Source organism: Paracoccus sp. NSM (genome assembly GCF_052379855.1).
GTDB lineage: Bacteria > Pseudomonadota > Alphaproteobacteria > Rhodobacterales > Rhodobacteraceae > Paracoccus.
Map to the genome: position 1 here is coordinate 59,895 of NZ_JBQTCG010000012.1, position 21,011 is coordinate 80,905.

The 21,011-nt window shown below is 67.2% G+C and carries 18 protein-coding genes and 1 tRNA gene; 10 read left to right on the forward strand and 9 right to left on the reverse strand.

Features of this window, described 5'->3' with window-relative positions; all coding sequences use genetic code 11:
* The first annotated feature begins 10 nt into the window (after positions 1-10).
* From ACTZWU_RS14425 to ACTZWU_RS14440, 4 genes are all read left to right on the forward strand, one after another.
* Positions 11-928, forward strand: coding sequence for a hydrogen peroxide-inducible genes activator (locus tag ACTZWU_RS14425; protein ID WP_444738058.1), 918 nt, complete (start codon positions 11-13; stop codon positions 926-928).
* Positions 929-1,019: 91 nt separating this feature from the next.
* The gene (gene lipA / locus ACTZWU_RS14430) at positions 1,020-1,979 is read left to right on the forward strand and encodes a lipoyl synthase (protein ID WP_444738059.1); all 960 of its coding nucleotides are present in this window, start codon (positions 1,020-1,022) and stop codon (positions 1,977-1,979) included.
* Between the two features lie 86 nt (positions 1,980-2,065).
* Positions 2,066-2,149: transfer RNA gene (locus ACTZWU_RS14435), tRNA-Leu, on the forward strand.
* Between the two features lie 101 nt (positions 2,150-2,250).
* Entirely contained in the window at positions 2,251-3,639 is a 1,389-nt protein-coding gene (locus ACTZWU_RS14440; RefSeq protein WP_444738060.1) for a GntP family permease, read from the forward strand.
* Here the strand turns inward: ACTZWU_RS14440 and ACTZWU_RS14445 are convergent.
* From ACTZWU_RS14445 to ACTZWU_RS14470, 6 genes are all read right to left on the reverse strand, one after another.
* Entirely contained in the window at positions 3,636-5,480 is a 1,845-nt protein-coding gene (locus ACTZWU_RS14445; RefSeq protein WP_444738061.1) for an ABC transporter ATP-binding protein, read from the reverse strand. The two genes, ACTZWU_RS14440 and ACTZWU_RS14445, sit on opposite strands and share 4 nt — an antisense overlap.
* Position 5,481: 1 nt before the next feature.
* On the reverse strand, positions 5,482-6,498 hold the full coding sequence (locus tag ACTZWU_RS14450) for an oligopeptide/dipeptide ABC transporter ATP-binding protein (RefSeq protein WP_444738062.1): 1,017 nt from the start codon (positions 6,496-6,498) through the stop codon (positions 5,482-5,484).
* Positions 6,495-7,604, reverse strand: a complete 1,110-nt coding sequence (locus ACTZWU_RS14455; RefSeq protein WP_444738063.1) for an oligopeptide/dipeptide ABC transporter ATP-binding protein — start codon at positions 7,602-7,604, stop codon at positions 6,495-6,497. Before ACTZWU_RS14455 ends, ACTZWU_RS14450 begins: the two co-directional genes overlap by 4 nt.
* A 1-nt stretch (position 7,605) precedes the next feature.
* On the reverse strand, positions 7,606-8,532 hold the full coding sequence (locus ACTZWU_RS14460) for an ABC transporter permease subunit (protein ID WP_444738064.1): 927 nt from the start codon (positions 8,530-8,532) through the stop codon (positions 7,606-7,608).
* Positions 8,533-8,536: 4 nt separating this feature from the next.
* Entirely contained in the window at positions 8,537-9,460 is a 924-nt protein-coding gene (gene oppB, locus ACTZWU_RS14465; protein ID WP_444738065.1) for an oligopeptide ABC transporter permease OppB, read from the reverse strand.
* Positions 9,461-9,548: 88 nt separating this feature from the next.
* The gene (locus tag ACTZWU_RS14470; protein ID WP_444738066.1) at positions 9,549-11,150 is read right to left on the reverse strand and encodes a peptide ABC transporter substrate-binding protein; all 1,602 of its coding nucleotides are present in this window, start codon (positions 11,148-11,150) and stop codon (positions 9,549-9,551) included.
* Between the two features lie 130 nt (positions 11,151-11,280).
* On the opposite strand from ACTZWU_RS14470, the gene cobU reads away from it, so the two are divergent.
* From cobU to ACTZWU_RS14495, 5 genes are all read left to right on the forward strand, one after another.
* Positions 11,281-11,811, forward strand: coding sequence for a bifunctional adenosylcobinamide kinase/adenosylcobinamide-phosphate guanylyltransferase (cobU, locus tag ACTZWU_RS14475; RefSeq protein ID WP_444738067.1), 531 nt, complete (start codon positions 11,281-11,283; stop codon positions 11,809-11,811).
* Entirely contained in the window at positions 11,798-12,754 is a 957-nt protein-coding gene (cobT, locus tag ACTZWU_RS14480) for a nicotinate-nucleotide--dimethylbenzimidazole phosphoribosyltransferase (RefSeq protein WP_444738068.1), read from the forward strand. Before cobU ends, cobT begins: the two co-directional genes overlap by 14 nt.
* A complete protein-coding gene (gene cobS, locus ACTZWU_RS14485) occupies positions 12,744-13,466 on the forward strand; it encodes an adenosylcobinamide-GDP ribazoletransferase (RefSeq protein WP_444738069.1) in 723 nt (240 codons plus the stop codon). Before cobT ends, cobS begins: the two co-directional genes overlap by 11 nt.
* Before the next feature lie 120 nt (positions 13,467-13,586).
* Positions 13,587-14,195 carry a TRAP transporter small permease subunit gene (locus ACTZWU_RS14490; RefSeq protein WP_444738070.1) on the forward strand — a complete coding sequence of 203 codons (609 nt, stop codon included), beginning with the start codon at positions 13,587-13,589 and terminating at the stop codon, positions 14,193-14,195.
* Positions 14,192-16,042 (forward strand): TRAP transporter large permease, encoded by a 1,851-nt coding sequence (locus ACTZWU_RS14495; RefSeq protein WP_444738071.1) that lies wholly within the window; start codon positions 14,192-14,194, stop codon positions 16,040-16,042. The genes ACTZWU_RS14490 and ACTZWU_RS14495 overlap by 4 nt, the downstream gene beginning before the upstream one ends.
* Positions 16,043-16,108: 66 nt before the next feature.
* Here ACTZWU_RS14495 and ACTZWU_RS14500 read toward each other — a convergent pair whose 3' ends face one another.
* Entirely contained in the window at positions 16,109-17,227 is a 1,119-nt protein-coding gene (locus tag ACTZWU_RS14500; RefSeq protein ID WP_444738081.1) for a TRAP transporter substrate-binding protein, read from the reverse strand.
* 234 nt (positions 17,228-17,461) lie between these two features.
* On the opposite strand from ACTZWU_RS14500, the gene ACTZWU_RS14505 reads away from it, so the two are divergent.
* A complete protein-coding gene (locus ACTZWU_RS14505; protein ID WP_444738072.1) occupies positions 17,462-18,892 on the forward strand; it encodes an aminotransferase-like domain-containing protein in 1,431 nt (476 codons plus the stop codon).
* Positions 18,893-18,947: 55 nt separating this feature from the next.
* On the opposite strand, the gene eno is transcribed toward ACTZWU_RS14505, so the two are convergent.
* A complete protein-coding gene (gene eno / locus ACTZWU_RS14510) occupies positions 18,948-20,222 on the reverse strand; it encodes a phosphopyruvate hydratase (RefSeq protein ID WP_444738073.1) in 1,275 nt (424 codons plus the stop codon).
* 61 nt (positions 20,223-20,283) lie between these two features.
* Positions 20,284-20,964: an endonuclease/exonuclease/phosphatase family protein gene (locus ACTZWU_RS14515; protein WP_444738074.1), complete on the reverse strand. Its 681-nt coding sequence runs from the start codon at positions 20,962-20,964 to the stop codon at positions 20,284-20,286.
* Positions 20,965-21,011 lie beyond the last annotated feature (47 nt).

Sequence of the window (21,011 nt, forward strand, 5' to 3'; positions counted from 1 at the left end):
AGGTCCGTTTATGAACATCACCTTGCGCCAGCTGCGCTACTTTCTCGCCTTGGCTGAACATGCCAGCTTTACCCGCGCCGCCGAGGCGATCAACGTCACCCAGCCTGCCCTGTCGATGCAGATCCGCCAGCTTGAGGACTGCATCGGCATGGCGCTGGTCGAACGGATGCCCGGCGGCGTGGTGCTGACACCGCAGGGCCGCGCGCTGGAGGCGCATGCGCGGCGGGTCATGGCGGACATGGCGGGGCTGGAACAGGCGATGCGCCAGCCGGGGCAGGGCGGTCGGCTGATGCTGGGCATGATCCCCACCGTCGCGCCCTATCTGCTGCCCGTGGCCCTGCCCCTGCTGCGTGCCCAGAACATCGGGCGCGACCTGCATCTGCGCGAGGCGCAGACCGAACGCCTGCTGGACGAACTGGCGGCGGGGCGGCTGGATGCGATCGTCGTGGCGACGCCCCCGCAAGGTGCCGGGATCGAGGCGGTGGATCTGTTCACCGACCGCTTCCTGCTGGCGGGCAGCCCCGCCCGCATCGCCGATCTGGACGCCCGCAGCATCGAGCCGCGCGATCTTGACCCCGGCCAGCTGCTGCTGCTGGACGAGGGGCATTGCCTTGGCGATCAGGCGCTGGAGGTCTGCGGCCTTGGCCGACGGTCCAGCCGTCTGGACCTTGGCGCGGCCTCGCTGGCGACCTTGTGCCGTCTGGCGGCGCAGGGGATGGGCCTGACCTTCCTGCCCGAGATCGCGCGCGCGCAGGAAATGGCCGCTGCCCCCGGCCTGACCGCGATCCGCTTTCCCGATCCGCAACCCGCGCGGCAGGTGGTGCTGATGCGTCGCGCCTCGACCCCGGCCGGAGGGTGGTTCGACGAACTGGCGGGCCTTTTGTCCGCCGCGGCCGAAGGTTTGCTGGCCGAGCCGCCCGGCTGCTGAGGGCAGCCATGCGCCCGGTGCATGGGCGCGGGTTCCGCAATTGCCAAACGGGCGCAGAGGGCCTAGATGTGAGGGAACCGCGACGGAAAGGATGACCGCCTTGCGCGACCTCAGGATCCCGGATCAGCGCCACCCGGAAAAGGCGCATCGCCCCGATCAGGCGCAGCCGAAGAAGCCCGCCTGGATCCGCGTCAAGGCGCCCACCTCCGAGGGCTACAAGCAGACCCGCGACCTCTTGCGCGAGAACCGCCTTTCCACCGTCTGCGAGGAAGCAGGCTGCCCCAATGTCGGCGAATGCTGGAGCCAGGGTCACGCCACCATGATGATCATGGGCGAGATCTGCACCCGGGGCTGCACCTTCTGCAACGTCGCCACGGGCAAGCCCAACGCGCTGGATGTGTTCGAGCCGGGTCGCGTCGCCCATGCCGTCCAGAAACTTGGGCTGAACCATGTCGTCATCACCAGCGTCGACCGCGACGATCTGGACGATGGCGGGGCAGAGCACTTCGCCCAGACGATCCGCGCGATCCGCCACCGCTCGCCCGATGCCACGATCGAGGTTCTGGTCCCCGATTTCCTGAAATCCGCGCCCGGCGCGCTGGAAACCGTGGTCGAGGCGCGGCCAGATGTCTTCAACCACAATCTGGAAACCGTGCCCGGCCTCTATCCGACCGTCCGGCCCGGCGCGCGCTATTTCCATTCGCTGCGGCTGCTGCAACGCGTCAAGGAACTGGACCCGACGATGTTCACCAAGTCGGGCATCATGGTGGGCCTGGGCGAGGATCGGCAGGGCGTGCTGCAGGTCATGGATGACATGCGTGCCGCCGATATCGACTTCATCACCATCGGCCAGTATCTTCAGCCCACGCCCAAGCATCACCGCGTGGACCGCTTCGTCACCCCCGAGGAATTCGCGGGCTACGAAAAGTCCGCTTATGGCAAGGGCTTCCTGATGGTCTCGGCCACGCCGCTGACGCGGTCGTCCTATCACGCGGGCGACGATTTCGCGCGTCTGCGCGCCGCCCGGCTGGAAAAGCTGGGCCGCGCCTGAGGGCGCAGCCCCGGCCCCATCACTCGGGCTTGCAAATCTTCGCGCGGCGATTTACGCCACGCTCAGGCCAGGGCGCCGGCAGGTCCGGGGGTATGGCGGAATGGTAGACGCAGGGCATTCAAAATGCTCCGCCGCAAGGCATGGGGGTTCGAGTCCCTCTACCCCTACCACCGCCCTGGCACTTTCTGCATCGCAGCATCTTGCATCCCACCGCCCGGGGTGAAACGATCGACGCGCCCTCCGGGGCGTTTTGACCGTGGGCAAGGGGGATATGCGGATGGGTCTCTTCGGGATCGTGCTTTCGCTTGTTCTGCTGATCGTGCTGGCCTACCGCGAGATCAACGTGCTGGTCCTGTCACCGCTGCTGGCGCTGCTGGCGGTGGCGATGGCGGGGGGAGTGCCGCTGCTGGCCAGCTATACGCAGGTCTTCATGACCGCGCTTGGCGATTACGTCATCCTGTATTTCCCGCTGTTCCTGCTGGGGGCGATCTTCGGCAAGGTCATGGCCGACAGTGGCGCGGCGCGGTCCATCGCGGAATGGATCATCGCGCGGCTGGGGGCAGGGCGGGCCATTCTGGCGGTGGTGCTGTCCTGCGGGGTGATCACCTATGGCGGCGTGTCGCTGTTCGTGGTGGCCTTCGCGGTCTATCCGATCGCCAGCGCCCTGTTCCGGCGCGCGGACATCCCCAAGCGCCTGCTGCCCGCGACCATCGCGCTTGGTGCGTTCACCTTCACCATGAGCGCCTTTCCCGGCACGCCCGCGATCCAGAATGCCATCCCGATGCCCTTCTTCGGCACCAATGTCTTTGCCGCGCCGGTGCTGGGGACGCTGGCGGGGCTGATCATGCTGGCGGGCGGCACGCTGTGGCTGAACCGGCGCGCCGCCCATGCCGCCGCGCGGGGCGAGGGCTATGGCAGCCACCCTGCCACCGCCGCCGATGCGACCCTGCCCGAGGATGCGGACCTGCCGCCCTTTGCGCGGGCCGTCCTGCCGGTCGCGGCCGTGATCGTGCTGAACGGGGTGCTGACCTGGCTGGTCTTTCCGCGGCTTGCGACCGATTATCTGGCGTTGCCGGAATATGGGCAGACGACGCTGTCGGCGGTGGCGGGGCTCTGGGCGATCATCGTCTCGCTGGTCCTGTCGATCTGTCTGGCCATCGCGCTGAACTGGCGCCGCTTTGCGGATCTACGCCACAGCGTGAACGAAGGCACGATGGGATCGTTGCAGCCGATCCTGAACACGGCCTCGGTCGTGGGCTATGGCGCGGTTATCGCCTCGCTTCCGGCTTTCCTGATGGTGCGCGACGGGGTGCTGGGCTTTTTCCCCGACAATCCGCTGGCCTCGCTGGCGGTGGCTGTGATGGTCCTGTCTGGGATCACCGGCAGCGCCTCGGGGGGCATGTCCATCGCGCTGAACACGCTTGGCGCGGAATTCGCCGCCATGGGCCAGGCGCAGGGGATCAGCATGGAGCTGATGCACCGCGTGACCGCGCTGGCCTCGGGCGGGTTCGATGCGCTGCCCCATAACGGCGCGGTCATCACGCTGCTGGCGATCACCGGCATGACCCATCGCAAGAGCTATGGCGACATCTTCGTGGTGGCGGTCGCCATCCCGGTCGTGGCGCTGATCGCCGTGATCGTGCTGGGCAGCCTGATCTAGCGATAGCCCTCGGCCTGCAATTCGAACAACTCGCGGTAGCGGCCGGGGCGCGACAGCAGCTCTGCATGGTTGCCCTGATCCTGAACCTGCCCGTTTTCCAGAACGATGATCCGGTCGGCCATCCGCACGCTGGAGAATCGGTGCGAGATCAGCAGCGCCGTGCGCCCCTGCGTCAGGTCGCGGAAGCGCTGGAAGATCTCGTATTCGGCGCGGGCATCCAGCGCGGCGGTCGGCTCGTCCAGGACCAGTAGCTGCGCGTCGCGCATATAGGCGCGGGCGATGGCCAGCTTCTGCCATTCGCCCCCCGACAGATCGAGGCCACGCGCGAAACGCTTGCCGACCATCTGGTCATAGCCCTGCGGCAGCTTAGCGATGACCTGATCTGCCAGCGCGCGTTCGGCTGCGGTGACGATGCGGGGGCGGTTGTCGCGTTCCTCGATCCGGCCGATGGCGATGTTTTCCGCAGCGGTCACCGCATAGCGGACGAAATCCTGAAAGATCACGCCAACCGTCGCGCGCAGCTGGTCCAGATCATAGTCGCGCAGATCGCGTCCATCCAGCGTTATCCGCCCCTCGTCGGGGTCGTAAAGCCGCGCCAGCAGCTTGACGATGGTGGTCTTGCCCGCGCCGTTCTCGCCCACCAGCGCGACCGTCTCGCCCGCCCGCAGGTCCAGATCCATGCCCCGGATCGCCCATGCCTCGCGGCCCGGATAGCGGAAACCCACCCCCTCGAAGCGAAAGCCCTGACGGATGGGCTGCGGCACCGGCAGGGGTTCGGCGGGCGAGGCGATGCGGGGCTTGGCGGTGAAGAAATCAAAGAGGTCGTCCAGATACATCGCCTCGCCCGCCATGCGGGAAAAGCCCGACAGTAGCCCCTCCATCAGGCCGCGCAGGCGCAGGAAGCTGCCAGACAGGAAGGTCAGATCGCCGATGGACAAGGTGCCGGTCAGCGTGCGCGCGATGATCCACAGAAAGGCCGCGTAATAGGCCAGCGTGCCAAGCGCGGTCAGCAGCGCCATAACGGAAAGCTGGCGGCGCTGGATCGCGCGGTTCTCGACATAGAAGCGTCGGGCCAGCGCCAGATAGCGGTCGCGCAGCCAGGGGCTGAGGCCGAAGATCTTGACCTCTTTCGCGGTCTCGGCGGTGGCGGCGATCATGCGCAGGTAATCGCGCTCGCGCCGGTCGGCCGCGCGGGCATGGTTCAGCGCATAGGTGCGGGCGTTGAAATGCATCTCGCCCAGAAGCGAGGGGATCAGCGCCAAGGCCAGCAGCGCGACCAGCCACGGGTTGTAGAGGATCAGCCCCACCGCGAAACTGGCGACCGTCAGCACATCCTGCATCTGCTGCATGACCTGGTTCAGCAGCGGGATGCGCCCCATCGTCTGGCGGCGGGCGCGGTCCAGCCGGTCCTGGAAACTGGCATCCTCGAACGAGGCAAGGTCAAGCCCCGCCGCATGGTCCATCAGCCGGATCGAGATGTCGATGACCAGCTTTTCCTGCAACAGCGCATCGGTGTAGTTCACCGCGCGGCCCAAAAGGTCCTGCGCCACCGCCAGCGCCAGTTCCATGGCGACCAGAACCAGCAGCGTGTCGGCCAGCCCGCTGTCCCACCAGCCCGCCAGCGTGTCCGGCCCGCCCGTCTGCGACAGGGCCACGACCTGATCGATGATCAGCTTGGCCAGCCACAGCATCGCCACCGGCACCATCGCGCGCGCCAGTCGCAGGACGATCATGGCCAGCGTCAGGGCGGGGCTGGCCTGCCAGACCATCCGCAGAAAGGGCGGGATGTTGCGCAGCGCCGCCCAACGGGCCGAGAAATCCGGTCCGTCGGGCGACTTCATCTCAGGCGACCTCGCGGGCGCGGGCGATCTCGGCCTCGGTCAGGGGGCCGGGGAAATGGCACGCCACCGCGTGATCGCCGCCCAGAAGTGCGGGCACCTCGGCCGCGCAGCGCGCCTCGGCGCGCGGGCAGCGGGTGCGGAAGACGCAGCCCGAGGGCGGGTTCATCGGCGATGGCAGATCGCCCCGCAGTGGCACGATGGTGCGCGCGGCCTCGACCGTCGGGTCGGGCACCGGCACCGCCGACAGCAGCGCCTGCGTATAGGGGTGCTGCGGGCTGCCATAAAGGTCGCTTGCAGAGGCCAGTTCCATCACCTTGCCCAGATAGAGCACCATCACGCGGTCGCTGACATGTTTCACGACCGAGAGGTCATGCGCAATGAAGATCAGCGACAGGCCCAGTTCCTTTTGCAGCCGGATCAGCAGGTTGATGACCTGCGCCTGAATGGACACATCCAGCGCGCTGACCGGCTCGTCGCAGATGACCAGCTTTGGTTCCACGATCAGGGCGCGGGCGATGCCGATGCGCTGGCACTGGCCGCCGCTGAACTCGTGGGGATAGCGGTTGATCTGGTTGGGCAGCAGGCCGACCTTTTCCATCATCGCGCGCACACGGTCGCGAATTTCGGCGCGGGGCAGGCCGGGGCGGTGCGTGACCAGCGGTTCGGCAATGATCTGGCCCACGTTCATGCGCGGGTTCAGGCTGGCCAGCGGGTCCTGAAAGACCATCTGGATGTCCTGCCTGTAGGCCATCATCTGGCGCGGGGTCAGCGCCAGCAGGTCGCGCCCGTCGATCCACTCTGCCTGTCCGGTGGCCGGGACCAGCCCGATCAGCGCGCGGGCCAGCGTGGATTTGCCGCAGCCCGATTCGCCCACGACGCCAAGCGTCTCGCCCGCGCGCAGGGTGAAATCGACGCCGTTGACGGCGCGCAGGGCGGCGGGTTTGGCCCAGGGCATTGCGCCTTCGCGGCGCAGGCTGAAGGTGACGCGCAGGTCGCGCACGTTCAGAAGATCGCTCATGGTGCTTTCTCCTCCTGGGGCGAGGGGGTGGAACCGGCCGCGCCCGCACCCGCGACCGTGCCTTTAGGCAGGGCGGGCTCAGTCAGGTCATCGCCCGGCGCGACCAGATCGGGACGGGGCTCGGCCCGCATCCGGCGTTCGCGCAGCTCATCCAGCCCGGCAAGGCAGGCGCGCGCGCGGCCTGGCGCGAAACCTTCCAGCGGCGGGTCGATCGCGGCGCAATCCGCGCGGCGATAGGGGCAGCGCGGCTCGAAGGCGCAGCCCGAGGGCGGGCGGCTCATGTTCGGGGGTTGGCCCGGAATGGCGCGCAGTTCTTCATCCAGCTGATCGACGCGCGGGATCGCGTCCAGCAGCCCCTGCGTATAGGGATGGGCCGGATCGGCAAAGATCGGCCGCACCGGTCCCGTTTCGCGGATGCGCCCGCCATACATGACCGCGACACGCTCGCATGAGCCGGCCACGACGCCCAGATCATGGGTGATCAGGATCATCGCCATGCCGAAATCGCGGCGCAGATCGGCCAGAAGCTGCATGATCTGCGCCTGCACGGTCACGTCCAGCGCGGTGGTGGGTTCGTCCGCGATCAGCAGGCGCGGACGGCACAGAAGCGCCATCGCGATCATCACCCGCTGCCGCATCCCGCCCGAGAATTCATGCGGGTAAAGGCGCACGCGCCCCTTGGCGTCGGGGATGCGGACGGCGTCCAGCATCCGCACGGCCTCGGCCACGGCGTCGCGTTTCGACATGCCCTTGTGCAGCATCAGCACCTCGGCCATCTGGTCCGAGACCCGCATATAGGGGTTGAGCGAGGTCATCGGGTCCTGAAAGATCATCGCGATCTGTTCGGCCCGGATGCGGTTGATGACCTTGGGCTGCGCGTTCAGGATGTCCTGCCCGTCAAAGCGCACGCTGCCCGAGGCGCGGCCATTGCGCGCCAGAAGCCCCATGATCGCAAAGGACAGCTGCGACTTGCCGCTGCCCGATTCGCCCACGATGCCAAGCGTCTCGCCCTGTTCCAGCGACAGGTTCACATCCTGCACCGCGCGCACGATGCCGTCATGGGTCTGAAAGCCGACCGACAGGCCGGTGATGTCCAGCAGGGCCATGTCAGCGCTCCTTCGGGTCAAGGGCGTCCCGCAGGCCGTCGCCCACGAAGAAGAAGCCGAACAGGGTGATGACGAAGAAGAACAGCGGAAAGGCCAGCTGCCACAGCGTGCCGTAATTCATCGTTCCTGCCCCTTCCGAGATCAGCGCCCCCCACGAGGTCAGGGGCTCCTGCACGCCAAGGCCGAGGAAGCTGATGAAGCTTTCGGTCAGGATCATCAGCGGCACCAGCAGCGTCGCATAGACCGCGACGACGCCCAGCAGGTTCGGGACGATATGGCGGATGATGATGCGAAAGGACGACACGCCGGTGGCGCGGGCGGCCTCGACGAATTCGCGGCTCTTCAGGCTCAGCGTCTGGCCGCGCACGATCCGGCTCATGTCCAGCCATGAGATCAGGCCGATGCCCAGAAACAGCATCGACATGGACCGGCCGAACATCACCAGAAGCAGGATCAGCACGAACATGTAGGGAATGGACATCAGGATATCGACCGCGCGCATCATGATCTGGTCAGTGCGCCCGCCGACATAGCCCGCCGTCGCGCCGTAAAGCGTGCCGACGATCACCGCGATGGCCGCGCCCACGATGCCGACCATAAGGCTGATCTGCGTGCCCTGCACGGTGCGGGCGTAAAGGTCGCGGCCCAGATTGTCGGTGCCGAAGTAATGGCCATTGGCCAGCGACGGCGCGCCCAGTTCGGCCACGCGGCCCATGACGCTGAAATCCAGCTCTTCGCCGGACCATTGGGCGAAGGCGCCGCCGAACAGCGCGAACAGCGTGACAAGGATCAGGATCGTCAGGCCCAGCATCGCGGCGCGGTTGCGGAAGAACCGCCGCCGCGCATCGGCCCAGGGGCTGCGGCCCTTCACCTCGGCCTCGACCATGCTGGCCGAGAGGGATTGCATCTTCTGTTGATCGATGACCATGGGATCAATACCTGATCTTGGGGTCGATCCATGCGTAAAGCACATCGACGAGAAGGTTGAACAGGATGGTCAGCGCCCCGATCAGGATCGTCACGCCCATCATCACGGCATAGTCCCGGTTCAGCGCGCTATCGACGAACGCCTTGCCGATCCCGCCGGTCGAGAAATAGATGTCGATCACGACCGATCCGGTGATCATCGACACGAAGACCGGCCCCAGATAGCTGATCACGGGCAGCATGGCGGGCTTGAGCGCATGGCGCAGGATCACGCGATGTTCGGGCATCCCCTTGGCGCGGGCCGTGCGGATGTGGTTCGAGCCCAGCACCTCGAGCATGGAGGACCGAGTGATCCGCGCGATGGACGCCATGTAGCTGGTCGACAGCGCGATGACCGGCATGATCCAGAACGAGGGGTCGTTGAAGCTCCACCCGCCGCCGGGCAGCAGGCGATACCACAGCGTGAAGACCAGCACCAGAAGCGGCGCCATGACGAAATTCGGCAGGACCTGCGCGCCGATCGAAATGCCGACCGCCAGGTAATCCAGCCAGGAATTGTGCCAGATCGCCGCCACGACCCCAAGCGAGACCCCCAGCACCACCGCCGCCACGAAGGACAGCGCGCCATAGGTCAGCGTCACCGGAAAGCCCGCCGCGATCAGCTCGTTCACGCTGCGGTCGGGATAGACGAAGCTGGGGCCGAAGTCGAAATGGACGACGATGTTCCAGACATAGTTCCAGATCTGCCGCCAGAGCGGGTCATTCAGGCCGTATTGCGCCTCGAGATTGGCAAGGACGGCAGGCGGCAGCGCGCGTTCGCCCGTGAAGGGGCCGCCCGGCGCAAGGCTCATCAGGACGAAGGAAAAGACGATCAGCAAAAGCAGCGTGGGGATCGCCACCGCCAGCCGTCGAAGCACGAATCCGAACATGGCGAGGATCTTTCTTGCGGGGTGAACCGGAATACCGAAAAGCCGGGGCGAAAGACCCGCCCCGGCTGATCATGACACGAAAGCGGCCTTATTCGGCGACGCGATACAGGTCCTTGGCATACCAGGTGTTCAGCAGGTTCTCGCGCGGCAGGCCGCGGATCGCCGGGTTGATCATGTCCACCTTGGCGTAGTGGTAGACCCAGGTGGCGGGAACCTCGGCGGCCAGGATCTCTTCGGCGCGGCGATAAAGCGGCGTCGTGTCCTCGGCGGTGCGGGCCTCGGCCAGGATCTCGTCGAACTCGGTATTCGTCCACTTGCCGCTGTTGTAGCCGTCGGTGCGGAACCAGTCGAGGAAGGTCGAAGCCTCGTTGTAGTCGGCGCACCAGGCATAGCGCGCGATCTCGAAATCCTGGTTCTGCAGGCGGTCGGTATGGACGGCCCATTCGACATTGTTCAGCGTGATCTCGATGCCGAGCGGGCGCCAGAATTGCTGGGCCGCGATGGCCAGCAGGCGGTGGTTCTCGTCGGTGTTGTATTGCAGCGTCAGGCGGACCGGGTTCTGCGGACCGTAGCCGGCTTCCTCCAGCAACTCGCGGGCACGCTCGACGCGGGCCTCATAGGGCATCTCGGCCATGCCGCCCTCGGGTTCGGCGAAGCCGTTGATCGCCCAATGCGTCCATGTGTAGGCCGCGCGCTGGCCGCCCTGCAGGATCTGGTCAACCATCACGTCGCGATTCAGCGACAGGGCCATGGCCTCGCGGACGCGCTGGTCCTTCAGCGCCTCGGGGCCCTTGTCGGACAGGTTGAACACATAGGCATAGGAACAGCCGTAAGGCACCGAGACCGCCTGATCGGGGAACTGCTCGGACAGGCGCGGGAACTGGCCTGCGGGGATCTGCACCCGGTCCAGCTCTCCCGCCTGATAGCGGGTCAGGGCGACGTTGTTGTCGTTCACAGTGACGCCGCGCACGGTCTCCATCACGACGTTCTCGGCGTCCCAGTATTCGGGGTTCTTCTGAAAGACGATCTCGACGCCCAGATTGTGGCTGGCCAGCGTGAAGGCGCCGTTGCCGACCAGAGTGCCGGGACGGGTCCAGTTGTCGCCATGTTCCTCGACCACGGCGCGCGGCACGGGATAGGTCGTGGCATGGGACAGCGTGTTCAGGAAATAGGGGGTGGGCGTGGTCAGCGTCACCTCAAGGGTGCGGTTGTCCAGCGCACGCACGCCCAGTTCGGCCGGCTCCATCTCGCCCGCGATGATCTGGGTCGCGTTGGCGACGTTCATCAGCTCCATGTACCAGGCATATTCGGATGCGGTGGCAGGCGTCACCACGCGCTGCCAGGCAAAGACGAAATCTTCGGCCGTGACGGGGGTGCCATCGGACCAGTTCGCCTCGCGCAGCGTGAAGGTATAGGTCAGCCCATCCTCGCTGACCTCGTGATCCTCGGCCATGCCGGGGACCATGTTGCCCTGCGCGTCTTCGGTCATCAGCCCCTCGAACAGCGAGCGCAGCGCGTCCGAGCCCTCGACATCGGTGTTCTTGGCCGGGTCCAGCGACTTGATCGCGTCCAGCAGCCAATAGGTATAGGTCTGGTTCTCGGCCAGGGTCTCGCCCTCGGCGGGCTGAACGGCAAAGGCGGGCATGGCCAGGGTGGCGGCCAGCGCGGTTGTCAGGACGAAGCGTTTCATCTCCAACTCCTCCAAGTTGTGTGTCGGCGTCTTTTGCACCGGAATAGGGTGCACATTATGCAAGTCCGCCGCTTCGGCAAGACGCATTCCCGCTTCACAGGCCGGGCAAGCTGTGGAACAGATGCCGCCCATGGAAACGAACGGACATATCACGCTGGTCACAGGGGGCGCGCGCTCGGGCAAGTCGGATCTGGCCGAACGCCTGCTGGCGCGGCACCGCCAGCCGCTGATCTACATCGCCACCGCCGAGCCGCGCGATGGCGAGATGGCCGAAAGAATCGCGCGACATCAACGCCGTCGTGGCCAAGGCTGGACCACGATCGAGGAACCGCTGGACCTGTGCCGCGCGCTGACCGACAGCGACGGGCTGGGCGCGCGGCTTGTCGATTGCCTGACGCTGTGGCTGGCGAACCATCAGGGTCAGGCGGATTTCGGCGCATTGGCCGTGACGTTACGTCAGCAATCCTGTCCTGTTGTGCTGGTCACGAACGAGCTGGGCCAGGGCCTCGTGCCGATGGACCCGCTGACGCGGCGATTCCGTGACGATCACGGGCTGATGAATCAGGCCGTCGCCGCCGCCGCCCATGAGGTCTGGCTGGCCGCAGCCGGGCAGGGCCTTAGACTGAAACCGGGAAGGGATGATCCAGATGCGCCAGTTTGACGAAGCCTCGGCCGATGCCGCCCGCGCGCGGCAGGCCGAACTGACCAAGCCCCCCGGATCGCTTGGCCGGTTGGAGGATCTGGCCGTCTTCATGGCGGGCTGGCAGGGCCGTGCGCGTCCGCGCATCGACCGGGCGCAGGCGCTGGTCTTTGCGGGCAATCACGGCATCGCGGCGCGCGGCATATCCCCGTTTCCGGTGGCGGTGACGCAGGCGATGGTGGCGAATTTCAACGCGGGCGGGGCGGCGATCAACCAGCTTTGCCGCGCGGCGAGGGCCGATCTGTCGGTCCATGCGCTGGATCTGGACCGCCCGACCGCCGATTTCACCCAAGGCCCCGCGATGGACCCGTCCGAGGTCGCCCGGGCCATGCAGGCGGGCGCCGATGCCGTCGATCCGGATGCAGACATCCTGATCCTGGGCGAGATGGGGATCGGCAATTCCGCCGTCTCGGCGGCTCTGGCGGGCGCGGTCTTCGGCGGTCGGGCCGAGGATTGGGTCGGTCCCGGCACGGGTGCCGCGGGCGACGTGCTGTCCCGCAAGACGCTGACCGTGGCCGAGGGGCTGGCGCGCCACGCCCCCGCAACCTCCGCCGAGACCCTCGCCGCTTTTGGCGGGCGCGAACAGGCGGCGATCTGCGGCGCGATCCTGCGGGCGCGAGAGGCGGGGGTTCCGGTGATCCTCGACGGGTTCATCTGCACGGCGGCGGCCTCGGTCCTGACGCGCGACGACAAGGGGGCGCTGGATCATTGCCTCATCGGCCATGAAAGTGCCGAGCCGGGCCATCGCCGCCTGATCGCCGCGCTTGCCATGCAGCCCGTCTTGTCGCTGGACATGCGCCTGGGCGAGGGCTCGGGCGCGGCGGTCGCGCTGATGGTGCTGCGCGCGGCGCTGGAATGCCACAACGGCATGGCCACATTCGCCGAGGCGGGAATTGCGGGCTAGGGCGCAGGACCTGGTCCTGGCGCTGGTCTTTCTCAGCCGCCTGCCGCTTGGGCGCTTTCTGCCGCCGCAGGTGCTGCCGCTTGGCCGGGCGGTCTGGGCCTTTCCGCTGGCAGGCGCGATCATCGGCGCCATTGCCGCGCTGCCGCTTTGGGCCTTTGGCCCCGGCCTTCTGCCGGCCGCGCTGGCGCTGGCGCTGCTGGTCTGGCTGACCGGCGCGCTGCACGAGGACGCCCTGGCCGATTTCGCCGATGCCGGTGGCGGGCGCACCCGCGAGGACAGTCTGAGGATCATGCGGGATTCGACGATCGGCGCTTACGGAGCCTCGGCGCTGGTGGCGGTCTACGGGCTGCGCCTGGCGGCGCTGGCGGCCTTGGGGCCGATGGCGCTGATCGCTTCGGTCGTCGTCGGGCGCGCGGCTGCGGTCGGGCTGATGCGCGCCTTGCCGCCCGCACGCACAGATGGTCTGGGCCATGATGCGGGCCGCCCCCCGGCGCGGGGCGTGACCATCGCACTGGCGCTTGCGGCGCTGCTGGCGCTGGTGCTGCTGCCGCCTGTCCCGGCGCTTGCGGCGCTGGCGGCGGCGCTGGTCGCGGCCGCACTGGTCGCGCGGCGGGCGCGGCGCATCCTGGGCGGGCAGACCGGCGATGTTCTGGGCGCTGGCGTGATCCTGGCCGAGACGGCCGCCCTCGTCGCGCTGGCGCTGGCTGGCTAAGCGCCCCGAAGCGCTTGCGAGGAACTTGACCGGTGGCCGCTGCTGGCTTACCCCGAAGGCGGGCGCATAAGCCGGATCAACCGGTCGGCCATACCGGCCCGCGCCAGAGGGAGGATACAGATGTACGGGCTGCTGGCCGTATCCCGCGCGATCGATCGCGTCACAACCGTGATTGGCAAATCGGTCGCCTGGCTGATCCTTGCCGCCATCCTTGTCAGCGCGGTGAATGCCGTGGTCCGCAAGGTCTTCAGCATGTCGTCGAACGCCTGGCTGGAGCTGCAATGGTATCTGTTCGGCACCGCCTTCATGCTGGCCGCCGCATGGACGCTGCTTGAGAACGAGCATATCCGCATCGACATCATCTATGGCCGCTGGTCGCGCCGGGTGCAGCACTGGATCGACCTGCTGGGCACGCTTTTGTTCCTGCTGCCCTTCACGGGGATCATGATCTGGCTGGTCCAGCCCTCGCTGATGCGGTCGTGGAATGCGGGTGAGGTCTCGATGAACGCCGGCGGGCTGATCATCTGGCCCGCGAAAGCCGCGCTGCTGGCGGGCTTCATCCTTCTGTATTTTCAGGGTCTTTCCGAGCTGTTCAAGAAGATTGCCGTGATGCGCGGCCTGATTCCCGATCCCGTCTCGGTGCAGGACAGCGCCCATCGCGAGGCTGAATTGCTGACCGCAGGGATGCAGGACGACCGCATCGACCAAGACCCGGAGAGCCGCAAGTGATCGACTTCATCGCCCACAATCTGGCGCCCATCATGTTCTTCTCGATGGTCGCCTTCCTGCTGTTCGGCTATCCGATCGCATTTGCACTGGCCGCCAATGGCCTGCTGTTCTTCTTCTTCGGCGTGTTCCTGACGCCGCTTTCCGATCAGGTCAATCTGGGCTGGAACCTGCTACAGGCCCTGTCCGACCGGGTCTTTGGCGTGATGCGAAACGACACGCTGCTGGCGATCCCGTTCTTCACCTTCATGGGCATCGTTCTGGAACGCTCGCGCATGGCCGAGGATCTGCTGGACACGATCGGCCAGCTTTTCGGCACGATCCGGGGCGGTCTGGCCTATGCGGTGGTGCTGGTCGGCGCGCTGCTGGCGGCGACGACGGGCGTGGTGGCGGCCTCGGTCATCTCGATGGGCCTGATCTCGCTGCCGATCATGTTGCGCTACGGCTATGACCGGCGCGTGGCGTCGGGGGTCATCACGGCCTCGGGGACGCTGGCGCAGATCATCCCGCCCTCGCTGGTGCTGATCGTTCTGGCCGACCAGTTGGGCCGGTCGGTGGGCGACATGTACAAGGCCGCGATGGTCCCGGCGCTGGTCCTGACGGGGATCTACCTGCTTTACGTTCTGGTCATGTCCTTCCTGCGCCCCTCGGCCATGCCGGCCCTGCCGCCCGAGGCGCGCCCGCTTGGCTCGGGCGGCTGGTCGCTGATCGGGGCACTGGTCTTTGCCATCGGGTTCTACTGGCTGTCGGCGGGCTGGCTGGACAGCGCGCTTGGCGGTGATGGCGGCATCTGGGCCGCCGCGCTGACGGTGGTCGTGCTGCTGTTTCTGGCGATGCTGGACCGCGTGAGCGGGGTGAACATGCTGTCGCCCATGACGCGGCAGGTCATCATCGTGATGATCCCGCCGCTGGCGCTGGTTTTCCTGGTGCTGGGCACGATCTTCCTGGGCATCGCCACGCCCACCGAGGGCGGCGCCATGGGCGCGGTCGGCGCGCTGGTTCTGGCGGGCCTCAAGGGGCGGTTATCGCTTGGCGTCGTCAATCAGGCGTTGCTGGCGACGGTCAAGCTGTCGTCCTTTGTCATGTTCATCCTGATCGGGGCCACGGTCTTTTCGCTGACCTATTACTCGATCAACGGGCATATCTGGGTGCGCGACCTGATGACGGCCCTGCCCGGAGGCGAGATCGGCTTTCTGGTCGTGGTCTGCGCGATCATCTTCTTCCTGGCCTTCTTCCTCGACTTTTTCGAGCTGGCCTTCGTGATCGTGCCGCTCTTGATCCCGGCCGCGAATGCGCTTGGCATCGATCTGGTCTGGTTCGGGGTGATCCTGGCGGTGACGATGCAGACCTCGTTCCTGACGCCTCCGGTGGGCTTTGCGCTGTTCTATCTGCGATCGGTCGCGCCTCGCCGCGATTACCGCGACAAGGTCACGGGGCGGATGATCACGGCGGTCAGCACGATGGACATCTATCGCGGTGCGGCGCCCTTTGTGGGCTTGCAGGTTCTGATGATCGCGGCAGTGATCGCCTTCCCGCAGATGGTGATGCATTACCGCGGTCCGGTCGTCGATACGACGAATATCCGCATCGAGATCCCGATGGGCGGCGGCGGTCTGGGTGGGGGACTGGGTGGCGGCTTGGGCGGTGGTCTGGGTGGTGGTCTGGGCGGCGGCCTTGGTGGCGGTCTGGGCAGCGGTCTGGGCGGAAGCCCCGCGCCGACGCCGACGCCCACGCCTGCCCCGGAGGGCCCCGCACCCGACGCCCCGGCCCCGGCCGCACCGTCGGGCGGGATGGGCGGCGGCATGGGCCTGGGCTTCGGAGGTCCGCCGCCGGGCCTTTCGGGGAACTGAGCGCAGCCAACGAAAAACCGCCGCGGGGATGACCCGCGGCGGTTTCGCTTTCAGGACCGGATGCGATCAGCCCGGAACGGCCAGACCGCCCGCGCGCTGTTGCAGCATCATGAACGTGTCGAACGTGTATTCGGTCGTCTGCTGATACAGGTACCAGTCGTCGCGGAAGGCCAGCTGCGCCTCGTACTGGGTCTTGAAATCCTCGTTCTGGGCCGAGATCTCGGCATAGATCTCGTTCGCGGCCTGGAAGGCGGCGACCAGGATTTCCTCGCTGAAGGACCGCAGCTGCGCGCCCTGGGCGACCAGCGACTTCAGCGCGGTCGGGTTCAGCTTGTCGTACTTGGCCAGCATGTTCTGGTCCACGGCCTGCGCGCAGGTGCGGAACAGCGACTTGTAATTGTCGGGCAGCGAATCCCACTGGCCCTTGTTGATGAAGAAGCTGACCGTCGGGCCGCCCTCCCAGAAGCCGGGATAATAGTAGTAGGGCGCGACCTTGTGGAAGCCCAGCTTCTCGTCGTCATAGGGGCCGACCCATTCGGCGGCGTCGATCGTGCCGCGTTCCAGCGAGGGATAGATGTCGCCGCCCGCGATCTGCTGCGGAACCACGCCGAGCTTTTCGACCACGCGACCGGCCAGACCCGCGATGCGCAGCTTGAGGCCCTGCATGTCGGCCAGCGTGTTCACCTCGCGGCGATACCAGCCGCCCATCTGCGCCCCGGTATTGCCGCCCGGGAAGCTGACCAGATCGTATTTCTGCAGGAAGTTGTTGTAGGTGTCGATCCCGCCGCCCTGATAATTATAGGCCGCCTTCGACCGCGCCGAGAAGGTAAAGGGCAGGTCGGCGCCGCAGGCAAAGGCAGGGTCCTTGCCCCAGTTGTAGTAGCCGACCGAATGGCAGCACTCGACCGTGCCGTCGGTGGTCGCATTGATCGCGTCCAGACCCGGAACGATCTCGCCGGCGGCGAAGACCTGGATGTTGAAGCGGCCATCTGTTGCCTCGGACAGGCGCTGCGCCATTTCCTCGGCGCCGCCATAGATCGTGTCCAGCGACTTGGGGAAGGACGAGGCCAGCCGCCAGGTCACCTGAGGCGCTTCCTGCGCGATGGCGGGCGCGGCCAGAAGGCCGGTCGCCGCGGCGGCCGCGCCGCCCACCGATGCACGCGTCAGGAAGGACCGGCGGTCCAGTGCTTTCTTTTCGGTCATGTTTTTTCCTCCTCTGGGGCAGTTTCCCTGCCCGTCACCCCGCGCAGTTTAGCTGCGATGCGCGCCCTGTCGAGTGTCAAGGATGCCCTGCATCCGCGTTTTTTCGGCGCTTTCGCCGCCTGCGGCATCGCGTCCGCCAAAGGGTGCAATTGTCGCCGCGCCGCGCGGGCGCTAGACCCTTTCGCGGATGCAGAATGCCCGAAAGGCCGAGTCGCGATGGATGCAAGGATCAAGGATTGGCAGCCCGAGCTTTCGGACCGGTCCGAACCCAAATTCCGCGCCCTCGCCAATGCGCTGCGCGAGGCGGCGCGGTCGGGGGCATTGCCGCCCGGCACGCGGCTTCCGCCGATGCGTGACATGGCCTGGAAGCTGGGCGTGACCACCGGCACCGTCGCGCGTGCCTATCAGGTCGCCGCCGCCGAGGGCGTGATCGAAAGCCATGTCGGGCGGGGCAGCTTCATCGCCGCGCCGCGCCCCCGGCAGAAGATGCTGCAGCCGCTGGTCTATGAAAGCATCGACAGCCCCGTGCGCGCCGACGGGCCGGTCGATCTGCGCATCCCCCATCTGCCCGATTGCGGACAGGCCGCGATCATCGGGCGCCACATGGCCGAGACCGGCTCCGATCTGGATGCCGACATTCTGGATTACACGCCGCTCAGCCGTGACCAGCGCTGCCGACAGGCGGTGCTGAACTGGCTGTCGGACCGCGATCTGGGGCCGGTCGCGGTGGGCGATCTGGTCCTGACCCATGGCGGGCAGCACGCGATCACGCTGGTCATGGCGCTGACGCTGGCCGACCAGGCGCAGGGCGTGATGGCCGAGGCGCTGACCTATCCCGGAATGCGCCACGCAGCGCGCCTGAGCCGTGCCGAGGTCTTTCCCGTCGCCAGCGATGCCGAAGGCATGCTGCCCGAGGCGCTGGATCGCGCCGCCCGTCAGACCGGCGCCCGGCTCGTGGCGCTGACGCCCTCGGCGCAGAACCCGACGCTGGCGGGGATGGGCCCCGAACGGCGCCACAGCATCATCGAGGTCGCGCGTCGCCACGACCTGCAGATCCTCGAGGATGAATGCTACGCGCCAACGCCGCGCCCCGATGCGCCCCCCAGCCTGCGCGCGCTGGCGCCCGAACGGGTCTGGCATGTCAGCAGCCTGTCGAAGATCATCGCCGCCGGTCTGCGTTTCGGAATGCTGATCTGCCCCGAGGGGATGGGGGCTGCGGGCCGCGTTGCTGCCCAGCACAGCCATATGGGCCTGTCGCAGCCGATCACCGGGCTGGTCACGCGCCTGATGGAATCCGGGGATGCCGAGGCGATCGCCGCCGGCGTCCAGATCGAGGTCGCCGACCGTCTGGCACTGGCGCGCGATTGTCTGGCGCCTCTGGCCGCTGCCAGCCAGCCGGGCGTGCCGATGCTGTGGCTGCCCTTGCCCGCGCCATGGCGGGCCGAGGATTTCGTCTCGCGGGCGGCGCAGGCCGGGGTGATCCTGCGGCCGGCCAGCGATTTCCACGCCATCCCCCGCCCGCAGGCAGCCCCGGTCGAGGCCGTGCGGATCGCGCTGAATTGCCGCCTGCCGCGCGAGCGTCTGGCCGAGGGGCTGCGGCTGGTCGCGGCACTGGCGCAATCCGATCCGGGGCAGGGGCCGGCCTGACGAAAAACGGCGCGACCCGAAGGCCGCGCCGTGATGTCATCGGGTGATCCGGCGATCAGCGCAGGATCGAGCGGCCCGCATATTCGGCGGTGGCGCCCAGCATTTCCTCGATGCGGATCAGCTGGTTGTATTTCGCCAGCCGGTCCGAGCGCGCCAGCGAGCCGGTCTTGATCTGACCGCAATTCGTGGCGACCGCCAGATCGGCGATGGTCGCGTCCTCGGTCTCGCCCGAGCGGTGCGACATGACGCTGGTAAAGCCCGCACGGTCGGCCATGCGGACGGCGTCCAGCGTTTCCGACAGGGTGCCGATCTGGTTGACCTTGACCAGAAGGCTGTTGCCGCAGCCCTTGGCGATGCCCTGCGCCAGACGGGTCGGGTTCGTGACGAACAGGTCGTCGCCGACCAGCTGCACGCGGTCGCCCAGACGGTCGGTCAGCATCTTCCAGCCGTCCCAGTCATCCTCGGCGCAGCCATCCTCGATCGACAGGATCGGGTAGGCGTCGCAGAGGGCTGCCAGGTAATCGACGTTCTCGGCGGGCGACAGCGATTTGCCTTCGCCCTTCATCTCGTATTTGCCGCCCTTGAAATACTCGGTGGACGCGCAGTCGAGGGCCAGCATGATGTCGTCGCCCGGGCGATAGCCGGCCTTCTCGATGGCCTTGAGGATGAAGTCCAGCGCGTCGCGGGTGCTGCTGAGGTTCGGCGCAAAGCCGCCCTCGTCGCCGATGCCCGTCGAAAGGCCTGCCGCCGAAAGCTCTTTCTTCAGCGTGTGGAAGATTTCCGAGCCCATGCGGACGGCTTCGCGGATATTCTCCGCCGCGACCGGCATGATCATGAATTCTTGGATGTCGATGGGGTTGTCGGCATGTTCGCCGCCATTGATGATGTTCATCATCGGCACCGGCAGGATGCGCGCGGCGGTGCCGCCGACATAGCGATAGAGCGGCTGGTTCGTGGCATCCGCAGCCGCCTTGGCCACCGCCATGGACACGCCCAGGATGGCATTGGCGCCAAGACGGGCCTTGTTGGGGGTGCCGTCCAGTTCGATCATCATGGCGTCGATGGCGCGCTGTTCGGTCGCGTCCTCGCCGATCAGGGCCTCGGCCAACTCGCCGTTCACGGCGGCCACGGCTTCCAGAACGCCCTTGCCCATATAGCGGGACTTGTCGCCATCGCGCTTCTCGACCGCCTCATGCGCGCCGGTCGACGCCCCCGAGGGAACCGCGGCGCGGCCCATCGTGCCGTCCTCCAGCGTCACGTCGACCTCGACGGTCGGGTTGCCGCGGCTGTCCAGGATCTCGCGGGCGTAGATGTCGATGATGGCAGTCATGAAAGCGCCTCCGTTGATGCGTTGGCGCCTTCATAGCGACGTGGCGTCGCGGTCGCAATCATCACGGCAGCTTGATGCGCGCCCAGATCGGCAGATGGTCCGAGGCATCCCGCGCCCCCGCCTGATTGAAGACGCCCGATTCCAGCAGATCAAGGTTGCGCGACATGGCCATGCGGTCCAGCCGCAGTTGGGGCAGGGGCGCGGGATAGGACGGCCCCGGCGCGATCAGCCGGAATCCCGCCAGCGATTCCAGCCCCCTGTCGTCGCGCCATTCGTTGAAATCGCCCATCAGGACGATGTGATCCTCGGCGATGCGCGAGGCCTGGGCAGTGATCCGCGCCAGTTGCGCCCGGCGCGACGACCGCGCCAGACCCAGATGGACCCCGATCACGGTCAGGCCGGGCAGGCGCAGCGCGACCGCGCCGCGCGGCTCCAGCCCCGGCAAGGGCAGGCGGCGCAGGGTGGCGATCTCGGCCAGATGGGGGCGCATCAGGATAGTCTGGCCGTGCCAGCCGAGGCTGGCATCGCTGGTGCCGCTGAGGCGCGCAGGGACAAGACCGGTTTCCGCGAGGATCAGCTTGCGCGGCAGAGCCTCGGGGCGGGCGCCATAGCGGAAATCGACCTCTTGCAGGGCGATGATGTCGGGGTCCAGCGCGCGGATCACGGCAAGGTTGCGTTCGGGCGCGTGGGGGCCGGTGAGACCCCGGCACTTGTGCAGATTGTAGCTGGCCAGTTTCAGCATCGTGTCGGTTTCGGTCCCGCTTGGTCGGGGTCAGTGTCACCGCCCTT

What these genes read in the sequence shown, in the direction of transcription:
- ACTZWU_RS14425 (WP_444738058.1), top strand. Translation starts at nt 11, where the DNA reads ATGAACATCACCTTGCGCCAGCTGCGCTACTTTCTCGCCTTGGCTGAA.
- lipA (WP_444738059.1), top strand. Translation starts at nt 1,020, where the DNA reads ATGACCGCCTTGCGCGACCTCAGGATCCCGGATCAGCGCCACCCGGAA.
- ACTZWU_RS14440 (WP_444738060.1), top strand. Translation starts at nt 2,251, where the DNA reads ATGCGGATGGGTCTCTTCGGGATCGTGCTTTCGCTTGTTCTGCTGATC.
- ACTZWU_RS14445 (WP_444738061.1), bottom strand. Translation starts at nt 5,480, where the DNA reads ATGAAGTCGCCCGACGGACCGGATTTCTCGGCCCGTTGGGCGGCGCTG.
- ACTZWU_RS14450 (WP_444738062.1), bottom strand. Translation starts at nt 6,498, where the DNA reads ATGAGCGATCTTCTGAACGTGCGCGACCTGCGCGTCACCTTCAGCCTG.
- ACTZWU_RS14455 (WP_444738063.1), bottom strand. Translation starts at nt 7,604, where the DNA reads ATGGCCCTGCTGGACATCACCGGCCTGTCGGTCGGCTTTCAGACCCAT.
- ACTZWU_RS14460 (WP_444738064.1), bottom strand. Translation starts at nt 8,532, where the DNA reads ATGGTCATCGATCAACAGAAGATGCAATCCCTCTCGGCCAGCATGGTC.
- oppB (WP_444738065.1), bottom strand. Translation starts at nt 9,460, where the DNA reads ATGTTCGGATTCGTGCTTCGACGGCTGGCGGTGGCGATCCCCACGCTG.
- ACTZWU_RS14470 (WP_444738066.1), bottom strand. Translation starts at nt 11,150, where the DNA reads ATGAAACGCTTCGTCCTGACAACCGCGCTGGCCGCCACCCTGGCCATG.
- cobU (WP_444738067.1), top strand. Translation starts at nt 11,281, where the DNA reads ATGGAAACGAACGGACATATCACGCTGGTCACAGGGGGCGCGCGCTCG.
- cobT (WP_444738068.1), top strand. Translation starts at nt 11,798, where the DNA reads ATGCGCCAGTTTGACGAAGCCTCGGCCGATGCCGCCCGCGCGCGGCAG.
- ACTZWU_RS14490 (WP_444738070.1), top strand. Translation starts at nt 13,587, where the DNA reads ATGTACGGGCTGCTGGCCGTATCCCGCGCGATCGATCGCGTCACAACC.
- ACTZWU_RS14505 (WP_444738072.1), top strand. Translation starts at nt 17,462, where the DNA reads ATGGATGCAAGGATCAAGGATTGGCAGCCCGAGCTTTCGGACCGGTCC.
- eno (WP_444738073.1), bottom strand. Translation starts at nt 20,222, where the DNA reads ATGACTGCCATCATCGACATCTACGCCCGCGAGATCCTGGACAGCCGC.
- ACTZWU_RS14515 (WP_444738074.1), bottom strand. Translation starts at nt 20,964, where the DNA reads ATGCTGAAACTGGCCAGCTACAATCTGCACAAGTGCCGGGGTCTCACC.